We start from the raw sequence: 12,282 nt of genomic DNA, 5'->3' as shown, positions 1-12,282 counted from the left end.
AGTGAGGCCGGGCATTGGCATCATCGGAACGGGCATGGTCGGCCAGATGTGCCACCTCGCCAATTTCGCCGCCAATCCCGCCTGCCGTGTTGTCGCGATCGCCGATCTCCGGCCTGATCTCGCCGCCGCAGCGGCGCAAAAATTCGACATCGCGCGGGTCTACGGCACGCACCGGGATCTGCTGGCGGACAGCGAGGTGTCCGCCGTCGTCGTCGTGACGAAGCGTCGCGCTACCGGTCCGATCGTGCTGGATGCGTTGAACAGCGGCCGGCATGTGCTGTCGGAAAAGCCGATGGCCTACACCACGGCTCAGGCCGTTTCACTGGCCGAGGCGGCAGGGCGGCAAAACCTCGTCTACAGCATCGGCTATATGAAGCGTCACGACGCCGGCGTGGCGCGCGCGGTAGCCGAGTTGGCGCGCATTCGAGCGGATCAGTCGCTTGGACGCATTATCGGCGCGCGAGGCTGGTGCTTTGGCGGCAACACTGGCCGGGCGCAGGACAATTTCGTCATGACCGGTGAAGCGCGGCCGGACGGGCTCGAGCTCTGGCAGGACGGCCCCGACTGGATGCCGGGCGCGATGCGACCCGGCTACGACAATTTTCTGAACGTGTTCAGCCATATCCTCAATCTCGCGCGCTACGTGCTCGGATCGTCGCCGGCAGTCGCCGAAAGCACCGTCGAGCCCTCGGGCGCGGCGACCGTGACACTCGACTTCGACGGCGTCGCCTGCGCATTGCAACTCGCGAATGGATCCGAAGGCGTCTGGCGCGAGGGACTGAGCATCGAGTTCGAGCGGGGCGCACTGACCATCGAATTGCCCCCGCCTTTTGCCGAGCAGGAGGCGGACGTTATCCTCGATCAGCAAGGACAACGCACGCAATTGTCGCGCGACACGAGTTGGGCGTTTCGGCGTCAGGCCGATGCATTCGTCGCCGATATGGTCGAACAGAGGACGCCGCTGGCTTCCGGCGAAGATTCCGTGGCCGACATCGCCCTTGCAGAAGCGATCTGGAAACGGCGGCTCAGCGGCTAGGCTTCGCGCCGTCGAGCGGTAGAATCCCGGCGATGGGCCCCATCTTGATGGTTACCCGCGCGATCTGATCGAGGAGCTGCGAAACCTCACAGCGCGCCAGCAGCCGGCATGCGTAGTACTTCTGCACCAGTGCCTGGTTCGGCGCGGCGGCAGGACCCGGCTGAAGCGAAATCGTCGCCTGCGGGCCCGATGGATCGAGATGAGAAAACGCGCTGCTTGGCGCGGTTCGGGCCACTTCCAATTCCTGCAGGACGCTCGGCCGCTCGGCGCGCAAGGCAAATCCGACAAAGGGCTGATTGCCCCAGGCAAGACGGAGCATGCCGCTGACCTCGGCGAAGCCGAACGGCACGTGGCGCGACGGGTAGTCGACGAAACCGTCATCGAGCGCAAACACCGTTGCTGCCGGCTGGGCCCGGCTCGCGAGATCCTTCGCGAGAGCCTCCTGCTTCAGCGTTCTCGCCTGCATGAAGATGTAAGTGTTCCACAGCACGCCGATCGACAGCACCGATCCGACCCCGAACACGACCATGAAGGCCGCCTTCGGACCGATCGCACGCTCGGCCCAACGCTTGAGAGCGAACAGGGTCAACGCTGATGGCAGGCCGAACATCAGCAGGTGGCGGCTCTCATAGAAATGCGTGGCGGAGGGCTGCAACCCGGCAACCAGATAGGGGAACGACAATGCCAGAAACAAGGCAACGGCGAGCAGGAGCGGCGCGGCGATCCCATATCTGGCCGCGGTCGGCTCTGCCTCGGAGCGCAACAGGAACACGGCGGCGCTGACGAGCAGTACGGTGGCAACGAGCAGCGCGCTTGCACCGATCGCCAGCTGGAACGCGGTGGCCACGACGTCCCAATAGCTGGTGACGAAAAATAGCTGCCAGCCCCTCGCCAGTTCGCCGAGCGTCGGGAAATGGGCATTGTAATGTTGCGCATAGACGCCGGTACGTTTGAACCAGATGTTGAGCGCGCCCCAATAGACCAGGGGAAGCACCGCCAATTCCGGATAACGGGTCACGCAGTACCACGCAGCACGCCATGTGCGCTGGATCAGTCCCTGCGCCGCGTCGCCGCTGCGCCACACCGCGATGAAGAGACCCAGCATCACGAAAGCATACAGCACGATCGTCGAGTTGAGTGCGAAGCTGAGCATGAACGCGAGCACGCAGGCCAGGCGAAGCAGCGCACACCGCATGCCGCGCGCGCCGTAGGCCAGCATCAACAGCCAGGCACCGAAGAACAGCAGCCCAAAGCTGAGCACGTAGACCGCGTTCGCCTTGCCCGCCCAGAGCTGATAGCCGGGATAGGTCCAGACCATCAGCGCGAAGCCGACCGCCTCGGCGCGGTCGAGCAGGTCGAGTCGCGTTGCGGTCAGCGCCAGTGACATCGCACCGAGCAAGATTCCGGCGAACGCCAGCGACACCATCACGGCAATCGGCGCGCCGGTCCAGTTGGCGAACGTGTCGTAGCTGAAGAAGATCGGATGGCCCGCACCGCGCAGGAGGAAATCGATATCGATCATGAAGTCCGGACGCGGCTTGAGCACCAGCCAGTCGTCCATGAAGAGGCCATCGTTCAAGAGCATCGGCGCATGCGCGGCCAGCAACAGCGCCAGCAGAACGGCTGTCGCGCGACGCATTGCGGATGTGCTGGGACGGGTGAGAGACGGCATCGGCGGCAAGAGTTCGCACGCCCGTTTGGCCGCCGCAAGAGCCGGATGGCGAACTCCCAATTGATCATTGACCCCAAAAATGCGACCTCCTATAGACACCGCCCAGGCTGGGCAGCACCGAGGCGTCCGAGGCGATTTTCGCGATGAGCTTCCTACCGGGTCCGGCGCAGACCGCTGCGATTTGTCTGAGTGCCGTACTTCCGCTGCTGCTGCTGTGCTACGCGCGTATCCCTGCCATTCGCGGAGCCGGCCGCCGTTTTCGGCTGGGCTGCCTCAGCGTCATCGCCATTTTCGTGATCGCCTGCATCGCGCTTCCGGGTCCACGGCATCTCGACGACGTGGTTGGCGGCCTCTTCCTGCTGGCGACGGCGATGATGCTTTGCTACGTCCTGTTCAGTCTGCTGGCCTGGGGCTTTACGCTGACGCTGCTCACGGCGCTGGTCCAGGCCCGACGTCCCCTCACCGCGGAACAATGGGCTGCGGCCTACACGCAGGGCGGAGATCTCGGCACCTTCGCACACAATCGATTGAAGCTCCTGATCGGGGCGGGAATGGTAACGACGGCCGGCAGCAAATTGGCCCCGACGACCAAGGGACTCGCGGTCGCCCATCTCGTCAAGCTCGTTCGTTTCTCAACGGGTCTTGGATAACGGCCACAATGTCATTCGCCGTCGGTCTCATCGCTGTGGTCGCTTTTGCCCTGCTGGCGCCTGCCATGCAGTTCATGGCTCGTGTCCAAGCCTGGCCGCTTGCGCCGGTGATGCTGCTCGCGCTTGCCGCGGTCGTGTCGCATCTTCTCGGCGTGCTGCTGGGCGTCTTGATCGTCCCGCAATTCCGGTACTGGGACGCCGCATCGATTTTCGGATTTTGCGTCATGGGCTATGTGTTCGCCTTCGGCGCAGCCTACAAATCGGTCTCGCTCGACATCCTGCTTGGTCTTGTCGATCGGCCCGGCCGGACGGCTCCGCTTTCGGATGTCGTCGACCGGCAGGTTCCGGATCTGTTCCGGGGACGGACCAAAATCCTGATCGACGGCGGCCTGGTCGAACAGGTTGATTCGCGCTTTGCCGCGACGGCGGCGGGCCAGACCATGGCCAGCCGGATCGGGAGGCTGCGCCAGGCGTTTGGCATCGGGAACACCGGCCTCTACGAGTTCACCGACTAGTGGCCCGAATGCCACTCTCCCGCGCAGCCTGCGCCACCGATATTGTTTGCCTGGTCCCGATCACTTAGGGTCGTGGGCGGGTTCCAACAGTAAGAGTGCGATGACACCTTCCAGGGCGGCAAAAAAGCTTACCATCGTCATCCCTGCACTGAACGAGCAGGACAAGATCGCCGACACTATCGACGGCGTGCTGCCGCTCGCCCGCGAGCTGCTCGACGATTTCGAGATTTTCCTGATCGACGACGGCAGCACGGATGCCACCGGTGCGATCATGGACGAGTTCGCGACCAGGGAGCCGCGGATCGTCGTGCATCACAACGCCGAACGGCGGGGCGTCGGCGCCAGCTTCGAATATGCCCTGTCGCGCGCGAAGTTCGATGCCATCACGCTCATTCCCGGCGATCATGCCTTTCAGAACGAAGGCATCGCCAGGATGTTCAAGGCGGCGGGCGCCGCTGACATCGTCATCACGTATCGCGACAACCAGTCGGACCGCTCCGTCAACCGCTCGATCCAGTCGCATTCGCTGCGGTTCATGCTGAACTGCCTGTTCGGATTCTGGCTGTCCGACTACCACAGCATGATCGTCTACCCCGTGAAATGGCTGCGCCAGATCGCGGTCAAGGCCGACGGCTACGGCTATCAGATCTGTGCGTTGATCTCGCTGCTCCAGCTCGGCCTTACCCACGTGCAGGTGCCGGTCAGCCTGAACGCGGAGCTGAAGGGGTCGTCCCGTGCAATGCGGCTGCGGACCTATTTCGAGCTCGGCGGGACCATCGTCTCGCTGCTCCGCCGCGTCCCCATCCGGGACGTCGATCTCAGCCAGGCTCCCGTTGACGCCGGGCGGACCTCCGCGCGCTAGGCGACAGCCGAGCCCGGGTCGCGATGCACGACGAGTCGCGCACGGGGATATGGTCCCCGTTCTGCCAGCACCTGATCTAAGTGTTTGATTTCGCTGGCAGGAGTGGCAGGGCTCGAACCTGCGACCCCCGGTTTTGGAGACCGGTGCTCTACCAATTGAGCTACACTCCTACGGACCCTGCGTTGCCGCCCGGATCAGGCCGCTTTGAAGCACAGGGGGCGGCCGGATTGCAAGGCCGGATTGCAAGGGTGAAGCGCGCTGGCTTCGCTTGTTCGTGCCGCGCCTTCTGGGCCACAGTCCGTCCCGAATAATGATACGCAACCGGGAGTGCCCATGACTGCCCAAGCGTCTGCGACAGCCGCCCCTCGACGCTCGATCGCGCCGAAGACCCCGCCTTTGCCGGAAGCCCGCCCCGAGACGCTCGGGCTGTCACGTCCGCGCCTCCAGGTCATGTCGGACGCCTTCAAACGCGAGATCGACAAGGGAACCATTCCGGGCGTCACCGTGCTGGTGGCACGACGCGGCCAGGTCGGCTGGGTCGAGGCGCTCGGCAAGCAGAGCCCGACGGGTTCGGCGCCGATGGCGCATGATTCGATCTTCCGGATCTTCTCGATGACCAAGCCGATCGTGTCGGTCGGCATCATGGCGCTGGTCGAGGACGGCCACCTGCTGCTTGGCGATGCGGTCGCCAAATTCATCCCGGAGTTCGCCGACCAAAAGGTCGGCGTGGTCAGCGGCGGCAAGCTGGAACTGGTTCCGCCGAAGCGCCCGATGACGGTGCAGGACCTGCTCCGCCACACCTCCGGCCTGACCTACGAGCACCAGGGCGACGGCCCTGTGCACAAGATCTACCAGGACTCGCGGGTGCGCAGCCGCAAGATCACCAACGCCGAGCACGCCGCGCTGGTGGCGAGCTTCCCGCTGGTCTGCCATCCCGGCGACGAGTTCAACTACAGCCGCTCCACCGATATCCTCGGCCGCATCATCGAAATCGTCAGCGGCAAGTCGCTCGGCACGTACCTCGCCGAGCGCATTCTCGCGCCCTTGCAAATGGCCGAGACCGGCTTTGCGACCAGCGAGGCCAACGCCGGCCGGCTCGCCGAGCCGTTCGCGGCCGATCCCTGGACCGGCGACAAGGTCGCGCTGTTCAACATGCTCGAACAGCCGATCATGGAGTCCGGTGGCGGCGGCCTCGTCTCCACCACCATGGACTATGCCCGCTTCGGGCTGATGCTGCGCAACGGCGGCACCCTCGACGGCAACAGGATCATCGGCCGCAAGACGCTGGAGCTGATGGCCTCCGATCATCTCGGGCCCGGCGTTGTGACCAACGGCACCCTGCTCGCCCCTGGTCACGGTTTTGGTCTCGGCTTCGCCGTGCGCCGCGACGCCGGCATCGCGCCGTTCCCCGGCAGCGTCGGCCAGTATTTCTGGAGCGGCATTGCGGGGACGTTCTTCTGGATCGACCCGAAGGAGGATCTATTCGTCGTGTTCATGAGCCAGGGCCCGGGACAGCGCGATTTTACGCGGACGCTGGTGCGGGATCTGGTTTACGCGGCGGTGGAGTGAGACGGCGCCGCTATACGCGGCGCTGCATCCCACATTTTCGCTGTCATGCCCCGGCATGACCGGGGCATCCAGTGCTCCGTGGCGACAGTTCGTTCACGCAACTCCCGCCGCGGAGTACTGGATCGCCCGCTTTCGCGGGCGATGACACCTACTGGGGCCTCAACTGATCGTCGCGCCGCCGTCGATCACCATGGTCTGGCCGGTCATGAAGTCGCCGGCCTTCGAGCCCAGGAACACCGCGGCGCCCGCGATCTCGTCGGGGATGCCGATGCGCAGCAGCGGCGAACGCGCGGTCGAGGCTTTCAGGTTCTCCGGATTGTCCCACAGCGCTTTCGCAAAGTCGGTCTTGATCAGGCCGGGCGCGATGCAGTTCACGCGGATGTTGTGCGGGCCATATTCGCAGGCCAGGTTGCGCGCGAGCTGCATGTCGGCGGCCTTCGAGATCGCGTAGGCGCCGAGGATGGTCGAGCCCTTCAAGCCGCCGATCGAGGAGACGATGATGATCGAACCGTCCTTGCGCTCGATCATCTGCGGCACCACCATCGAGATCAGCCAGTTGTTGGCGACGATGTTGTTGTCCAGAATCTTCCTGAACTGATCGTCGGAGATGCCGGCGAGCGGACCGTAATACGGGTTCGATGCGGCGTTGCAGACCAGCACGTCGATCTTGCCGAAGGCGCGGTTGCTCTCGTCGATGAGGTTTTGCAGGTTTTCCTTCGACGAGATGTTGGCGGCGATCGCGACCGCCGTGCCCTTGCCGAACTTGTCGTTGATGCCCTTCGCGACCTGGTCGCAGACGTCGGCCTTGCGCGACGAGATCACCACCTTGGCGCCGTGCTCGGCCATGCGCTCGGCGATCGCAAGCCCGATGCCGCGCGTCGAACCGGTGATGACGGCGACTTTCCCCTTCATGTCGAACAAGGTCATGCTTCTCTCCCAACAGTTATGATTTGAATTGGCCTGGAGCTTACGCCGCGTCCGCGCGAGCGGGCAACGACTCAGGCGAGCTTCTTGACTTCCGGCCCTGCCGGCTGATGCATCGCCGCGTGCGCATCGTCCGCGATCCACGGTTGCTGGTTCACCATCGGCAGCCGCCAGACCTTACGCTCGGGGCTCGCGAAATAGTCGAGCCGCGTCACCGAGCAATTGTCGATGTCGAACGACAGCCCCCGCTCCGGCTGGCCATCGAGCGCCAGCCCCAGCGCAGCCTTGATGGTGCCGCCATGTGCGACCGCGATCACGTCCTGCCCGGCCACCTCATTGTTGATCCGCTCGATGGTGCGGCGCGTGCGGTCGTAGAGGTCCATGAAACTTTCGCCGCCGGGCGCGGGCTCGTTGATATCGGCAAACCAGCTCGAGCCGACGGGGCGGCTGGCGATGAACTCGGCGCGGTTCATGCCCTGCCATCGCCCGAGATTTTGCTCGGCGAGGTCCGCTTCCCGTGTCATCAACGCGGGCCGCGGAAAACCGGCCGCCCAGATCGCTTCGGCGGTCTGATGCGTGCGCATCAGATTGCTCGAATACCAGACCGCATTGCGTGGCAGCACCTTGGCAACAGCATTGAAGACGTAGGTATCGCTGGTGTCGCAGGCGAGATCGGCCTGACCGTAGATGTTGCCACCGTCATTGCGCACCGGCGCGTGGCGGACCCACCACCAGCGTGTCGTGACCACATTGGGCTTGTCTGCACCTGCCATCGAAACCCTTCCATCCCGTGTGATGTCGCTGTACGTCAGTAGCGAACGTGTCTCAAGACACTTTACCGTTTGAAATCTTGTTTGAAATTCCGTCGCGCGGCAAGCGTCGCGTACGAACCAAAGGGAGAAACGCATGGGCCGTCTGCAAGGCAAATCCGTCATCATCACCGGTGCCGGCAGCGGCATCGGCCGCGCGGCTGCGCTGCTGTTCACCAAAGAAGGCGCCAAGCTGATCGCGGTCGATCGCACCGAGGCGGTGAAGGAGACGGTCGACGAGGTGAAGAAGGCCGGCGGTGTCGCGGAAGCGATGATGGCGGATGCGGGCTCCGAACAGGACGTCATGGCCGTGATCGACAGAGCGGTGAAGACGCACGGCCGGCTCGACGTGATCTGGGCCAATGCCGGCGTCTCCGGCGGACTCGTCCCGCTCGGCGAGCAGACCGTCGAGCAATGGCAGGAGGTTTTGCGGATCAATCTGATCGGGCCGTTTCTCGCGGTGAAGCATGCGATGCCGCACATGGTGAAGCAGCAGTCCGGCGCGATCGTGCTGACCGCGTCCGTCGCGGGCCTCAAGGCCGGCGCCAGCGGTCATCCCTATGCGGCAAGCAAGGCCGGCGTCATCTCCCTGGTGCAGACCACGGCCTATTCGCTCACCGGCACCGGCGTGCGCATCAATGCCGTGTGTCCCGGCCTGATCGAGACCGGCATGACCAAGCCGATCTTCGACCGCGCCAAGGAGCGCGGCACCGCCGACAAGATCGGACAGCTCAATCCGCTCAAGCGCCCCGGCCAGCCGCACGAGCTCGCGGCGATGGGATTGTTTTTGGCCAGCGACGAGGCCTCGTATGTCAACGGCCAGGCGTTCCCGGTGGATGGCGGATTGACGGCGTCGATGCCGTATACGGGCAAGCCGGTTTAATAGCGGTGCCCCCGTGTCCCGGACGCGCTGCAGCGTTCTTACGCTGCTGCGCAGAGCCGGGCCCAGGAGGCTGCGGCACTCGCTGCTGCATGGGCCCCGGCTCTGCAGCGCACCGCTGAGGGGCGCTGCGCTGCGTCCGGGGCACGAGACTGTTGTTGAATAGCCGACATGGGATCGCATCCTCGCGGCGTGTTCGCCCGAGCTTTGCTTCATCGCCTCACCCTCAAATGAAAGGGCGCAGGGAAGACCGGGTGCCGGCTGGCACCCGCGGTCCACTGTGCGAAGGTTGCGCTACAAGAGGCTGCACAGCGGCATACAGGTGAAGCCCAACATCCGGCCTTCCCTGCGCAGTGGCTTTACGGCTTATGACGTGCTCTCCCCGGGGAGCGATGCACTATTGCCCCCGTCGCCGTGCAGATGACTGATGCGCGCGCCCGGTTGGGCCGCCACATCACCGCAAGACTTGACGCACAGACCCCGGGCGTCAGGACCACACGATTTTGCCGTACGCCGATCACACCGGTCGTGTGCGCGGTGACTCCGCTCACGGTTGCCCGCCCTGCGAAACCATTCGCGCCGATGTTATCAGCGTCCAATTCGTGACGATCGCGATACGCCCCTCTTCCTTGGGCCGGGTTGCGGCGACACATACGCCGTTTCCGAATTTCGGTAAAGTGGAATATTTTCGGCGGCGTGCGTTGACCGACAGATTGGGTGTTTTGCCCGACGGGCAAGCAAGGTCTTGTAGCCCGGATGAGCGAAGCGACATCCGGGATTCCCACCACGAGCCGCCCCGGGTATCGCTTCGCTCACCCGGGCTACGGGACCTACATGTTGATTTGCTCACAGGAGCACGACGTTGGTATGGTTCATGCAAGCTGCGTCAGCTTCCCTGCTCCTGACAAGAACGTGAAAATGCCAAGCTCAAGACCCGACCGTATCCGCAAGCTGCTCGCCGACCTCGTCGGCTTCGACACGATCAGCGATCGCTCCAACCTGCCTTTGATCGCCCATATCGAGAGCTATCTCGCCTCGCTCGGCGTCAAGGGTGAGCGCATCGTCGACGAGACCGGGCAGAAAGCCTCGCTGTGGGTCACCATTGGACCTGAACACCGCCCCGGCCTCGTGCTATCAGGCCATACCGACGTCGTGCCTGTCGTGGGGCAGGACTGGAGCCACGATCCGTTCAAGCTGATCGAGCGCGACGGCAAGCTCTATGGCCGCGGCACCACGGACATGAAGGGTTTTGTCGCGGTGTGCCTCGCCATGGTGCCGGAGATGCTGGAGGCGAAGCTCGCAACGCCAATTCATCTCGCCATCTCCTATGACGAGGAGATCGGCTGCGTCGGCGTGCGGCCAATGCTACGCGAGATCGCGAAGAAACGGATAAAACCGCTCGGCGCCTTCATCGGCGAGCCGACCGAGATGAAGGTGATCATCGGCCACAAGGGCAAGCACGGCGTGCGCGCGACGTTCCATGGCCTCGCCCGCCACTCCTCGATCGCGCCCGACGGGGTGAACGCGATCGAATATGCAGCCGAACTGATCGTCGAGATCCGCCGCCGCGCCGTAAAGCTCGCAGCCGTGCGATCGGCCGACAGCCTTTACGACGTTCCGCATTCGACGCTGCTGACCAGCATCGTGCATGGCGGCGCCGCGCTGAACATCGTGCCCGATACCTGCACGGTGGATTTTGAATGCCGCGGCATCGGCATCACCGAGTCCAGGGAGGTAACGGATGCGATCGTCGCCTGGGCCAAGGCCGAGATCGAGCCGGCAATGAAGGCGAAGAGCCCCGAGTGCGGCATCGATTTCGAGGAGATCCTCGACTATCCCGCGCTCGACACGGCCGCCGACGCCGCCATCGTCACGCTGGCCAAGAGCCTTGCCGGCCGCAACGACCACGCCAAGGTCGCTTTCGGCACCGAGGCGAGTTTGTTTGTCAGCATGGCCAACATCCCGTCAGTGGTGATCGGCCCCGGCGGAATCGCGCAGGCGCACACGCCGGACGAGTTCGTGGAGATGGCGGAGCTGGAGAAATGCGCAGGCTTCGTGGAGAAGCTGATCGCGCATTGCGTGAAGGGCTAATGCGTCGGGGGTGCAATGAGTCGGAATCTTCCCGAGATCACCGCGGCGCGCCGGCAAATCCTTGACGCGGCAAAGCAAGTGCTGTCCCGAGCGACGACCGCGATCGAAGCGGCTCGCATCATCGCGAGATGTCGATTCGAGGCAAAACTGGAAGACGATCCCGACATCTTGCCTTTCGTTGGGATCGATTCGGAGACTGACGCGCTCCCTCTCGGACACGATCAAATCCACTGGCAGGCACGAGCGCTAGCCGACTTGCAGCCCAAGATCGAAGAAGCCGAGACTTGGGCGCGCGAGTTTGCGGTGAGCCATTGTCAAAACCTCGTATCCCGCGAGGCAGCCCTTCTGCGCTGGCCCGATTAGGTCTTGACCGAGACCGATATCGTGTCCTGAACGCGCTGCGGCACGAAGTGACGTGCTGCACCGCGTTCGGGACACGAGAGCGGCGGACTAATCGCTGGTCCGCCCTACGGGCTCAGCGCTCCTGCAACGCCAGCCGCACGCCGATCGCGCAGTAGATGGTCCCGACCACCTTGCCCTGCCATTTCACGACGGCTGGATGGCGGCGCAGAAGATTGCCGAGACGGCCGGCGCCGACGGCGAACACCACCGTGCTAACGAGGCCGAGCAACACGAAGACAGCGCCGAGCAGCGCGAGCTGCAGCGTCGTCGAGCCGTATTCCGGTCGGACGAACTGCGGCAGGAACGCCAGGAAGAACAGCGCAGTCTTCGGATTAAGCACCTCGGTCAGCACGGCCTGCCGGAATGCCCGCGCTGCGCTGATTGCGGGCGTGCCTCCATTCACCTCGATCGGCGTCTCGTCGAGCATGGCGCGAATGCCGAGGTAGATCAGGAAGCCTGCGCCCGCGTATTTGACGACGCTGAACAGCAGCGCCGAAGTTGCGATGATCGCAGAGAGGCCGACGATCGCCATGGTGGTGTGGACCACGTCGCCGGCCGCAATTCCCGCGCCCGTCGCGATGCCGACCTTGGTTCCCGAGCTCGCGGCGCGCGCCATGGTGAGGAGTGTCGCCGGACCGGGAATGAAGACGAAGCCGAGGACGATAAGGATGTAGGTGATGAGCGTGGTGTGGTCAATCATGCGGTCAGCTTACGTCACCGCAACCTCGCTGTCATGCCCCGGCTTGACCGGGGCATCCAGTACGCCGCGGCGGCCCGGTTCAGGCACTGCCGGCTCTGGAATACTGGATTGCCCGCCTTCGCGGGCAATGACACCGAGTGTGTACAGATAGCCACCCACAACGCAAAAAGGC

11 protein-coding genes and 1 tRNA gene are annotated in these 12,282 nt (G+C 64.2%); 7 read left to right on the top strand and 5 right to left on the bottom strand.

Features of this window, described 5'->3' with window-relative positions; all coding sequences use genetic code 11:
* Position 1: 1 nt before the first annotated feature.
* Positions 2–1,036, top strand: a complete 1,035-nt coding sequence (locus tag QCM77_RS16245) for a Gfo/Idh/MocA family protein (protein ID WP_279684221.1) — start codon at positions 2–4, stop codon at positions 1,034–1,036.
* On the opposite strand, the gene QCM77_RS16240 is transcribed toward QCM77_RS16245, so the two are convergent.
* The gene (locus tag QCM77_RS16240; RefSeq protein ID WP_279684220.1) at positions 1,026–2,675 is read right to left on the bottom strand and encodes a hypothetical protein; all 1,650 of its coding nucleotides are present in this window, start codon (positions 2,673–2,675) and stop codon (positions 1,026–1,028) included. The genes QCM77_RS16245 and QCM77_RS16240 overlap by 11 nt on opposite strands.
* A gap of 176 nt (positions 2,676–2,851) precedes the next feature.
* On the opposite strand from QCM77_RS16240, the gene QCM77_RS16235 reads away from it, so the two are divergent.
* The 3 genes from QCM77_RS16235 (at position 2,852) to QCM77_RS16225 (ending at position 4,735) form a co-directional block, all read left to right on the top strand.
* Entirely contained in the window at positions 2,852–3,358 is a 507-nt protein-coding gene (locus QCM77_RS16235) for a hypothetical protein (protein ID WP_279684219.1), read from the top strand.
* 8 nt (positions 3,359–3,366) lie between these two features.
* Positions 3,367–3,873, top strand: a complete 507-nt coding sequence (locus QCM77_RS16230) for a hypothetical protein (RefSeq protein WP_279661898.1) — start codon at positions 3,367–3,369, stop codon at positions 3,871–3,873.
* Between the two features lie 100 nt (positions 3,874–3,973).
* Positions 3,974–4,735 carry a glycosyltransferase family 2 protein gene (locus QCM77_RS16225; protein WP_279684218.1) on the top strand — a complete coding sequence of 254 codons (762 nt, stop codon included), beginning with the start codon at positions 3,974–3,976 and terminating at the stop codon, positions 4,733–4,735.
* A 94-nt stretch (positions 4,736–4,829) separates the two neighbouring features.
* Here the strand turns inward: QCM77_RS16225 and QCM77_RS16220 are convergent.
* Positions 4,830–4,905: transfer RNA gene (locus QCM77_RS16220), tRNA-Trp, on the bottom strand.
* A 163-nt stretch (positions 4,906–5,068) separates the two neighbouring features.
* Here QCM77_RS16220 and QCM77_RS16215 point away from each other — a divergent pair.
* The gene (locus tag QCM77_RS16215; protein ID WP_279684217.1) at positions 5,069–6,304 is read left to right on the top strand and encodes a serine hydrolase domain-containing protein; all 1,236 of its coding nucleotides are present in this window, start codon (positions 5,069–5,071) and stop codon (positions 6,302–6,304) included.
* A 159-nt stretch (positions 6,305–6,463) separates the two neighbouring features.
* Here QCM77_RS16215 and QCM77_RS16210 read toward each other — a convergent pair whose 3' ends face one another.
* Both QCM77_RS16210 and QCM77_RS16205 read right to left on the bottom strand, forming a co-directional pair.
* The gene (locus QCM77_RS16210) at positions 6,464–7,231 is read right to left on the bottom strand and encodes an SDR family NAD(P)-dependent oxidoreductase (RefSeq protein ID WP_219683752.1); all 768 of its coding nucleotides are present in this window, start codon (positions 7,229–7,231) and stop codon (positions 6,464–6,466) included.
* A 71-nt stretch (positions 7,232–7,302) separates the two neighbouring features.
* Positions 7,303–8,001: a histidine phosphatase family protein gene (locus tag QCM77_RS16205; RefSeq protein ID WP_279684216.1), complete on the bottom strand. Its 699-nt coding sequence runs from the start codon at positions 7,999–8,001 to the stop codon at positions 7,303–7,305.
* A 133-nt stretch (positions 8,002–8,134) separates the two neighbouring features.
* Here QCM77_RS16205 and QCM77_RS16200 point away from each other — a divergent pair, with 133 nt between their 5' ends.
* On the top strand, positions 8,135–8,920 hold the full coding sequence (locus QCM77_RS16200; RefSeq protein ID WP_279684215.1) for an SDR family NAD(P)-dependent oxidoreductase: 786 nt from the start codon (positions 8,135–8,137) through the stop codon (positions 8,918–8,920).
* 915 nt (positions 8,921–9,835) lie between these two features.
* Complete coding sequence (gene argE / locus QCM77_RS16195) at positions 9,836–11,008, top strand: acetylornithine deacetylase (RefSeq protein ID WP_279684214.1); 1,173 nt, start codon at positions 9,836–9,838, stop codon at positions 11,006–11,008.
* Between the two features lie 475 nt (positions 11,009–11,483).
* Here the strand turns inward: argE and QCM77_RS16190 are convergent, their stop codons facing one another.
* Complete coding sequence (locus tag QCM77_RS16190; protein ID WP_279684213.1) at positions 11,484–12,110, bottom strand: LysE family translocator; 627 nt, start codon at positions 12,108–12,110, stop codon at positions 11,484–11,486.
* Positions 12,111–12,282: the final 172 nt, after the last annotated feature.

The organism is Bradyrhizobium nivariense (assembly GCF_029846695.2).
GTDB lineage: Bacteria > Pseudomonadota > Alphaproteobacteria > Rhizobiales > Xanthobacteraceae > Bradyrhizobium.
The sequence above is the reverse complement of the archived record's forward strand: the minus strand, read 5'-3'. Positions and strand labels throughout refer to the sequence as shown.

Excerpts from the sequence above, each read along its gene's own strand:
- QCM77_RS16240 (WP_279684220.1), bottom strand. The coding sequence starts at position 2,675 with ATGCGTCGCGCGACAGCCGTTCTGCTGGCGCTGTTGCTGGCCGCGCAT.
- QCM77_RS16235 (WP_279684219.1), top strand. The coding sequence starts at position 2,852 with ATGAGCTTCCTACCGGGTCCGGCGCAGACCGCTGCGATTTGTCTGAGT.
- QCM77_RS16230 (WP_279661898.1), top strand. The coding sequence starts at position 3,367 with ATGTCATTCGCCGTCGGTCTCATCGCTGTGGTCGCTTTTGCCCTGCTG.
- QCM77_RS16225 (WP_279684218.1), top strand. The coding sequence starts at position 3,974 with ATGACACCTTCCAGGGCGGCAAAAAAGCTTACCATCGTCATCCCTGCA.
- QCM77_RS16215 (WP_279684217.1), top strand. The coding sequence starts at position 5,069 with ATGACTGCCCAAGCGTCTGCGACAGCCGCCCCTCGACGCTCGATCGCG.
- QCM77_RS16210 (WP_219683752.1), bottom strand. The coding sequence starts at position 7,231 with ATGACCTTGTTCGACATGAAGGGGAAAGTCGCCGTCATCACCGGTTCG.
- QCM77_RS16205 (WP_279684216.1), bottom strand. The coding sequence starts at position 8,001 with ATGGCAGGTGCAGACAAGCCCAATGTGGTCACGACACGCTGGTGGTGG.
- QCM77_RS16200 (WP_279684215.1), top strand. The coding sequence starts at position 8,135 with ATGGGCCGTCTGCAAGGCAAATCCGTCATCATCACCGGTGCCGGCAGC.
- argE (WP_279684214.1), top strand. The coding sequence starts at position 9,836 with ATGCCAAGCTCAAGACCCGACCGTATCCGCAAGCTGCTCGCCGACCTC.
- QCM77_RS16190 (WP_279684213.1), bottom strand. The coding sequence starts at position 12,110 with ATGATTGACCACACCACGCTCATCACCTACATCCTTATCGTCCTCGGC.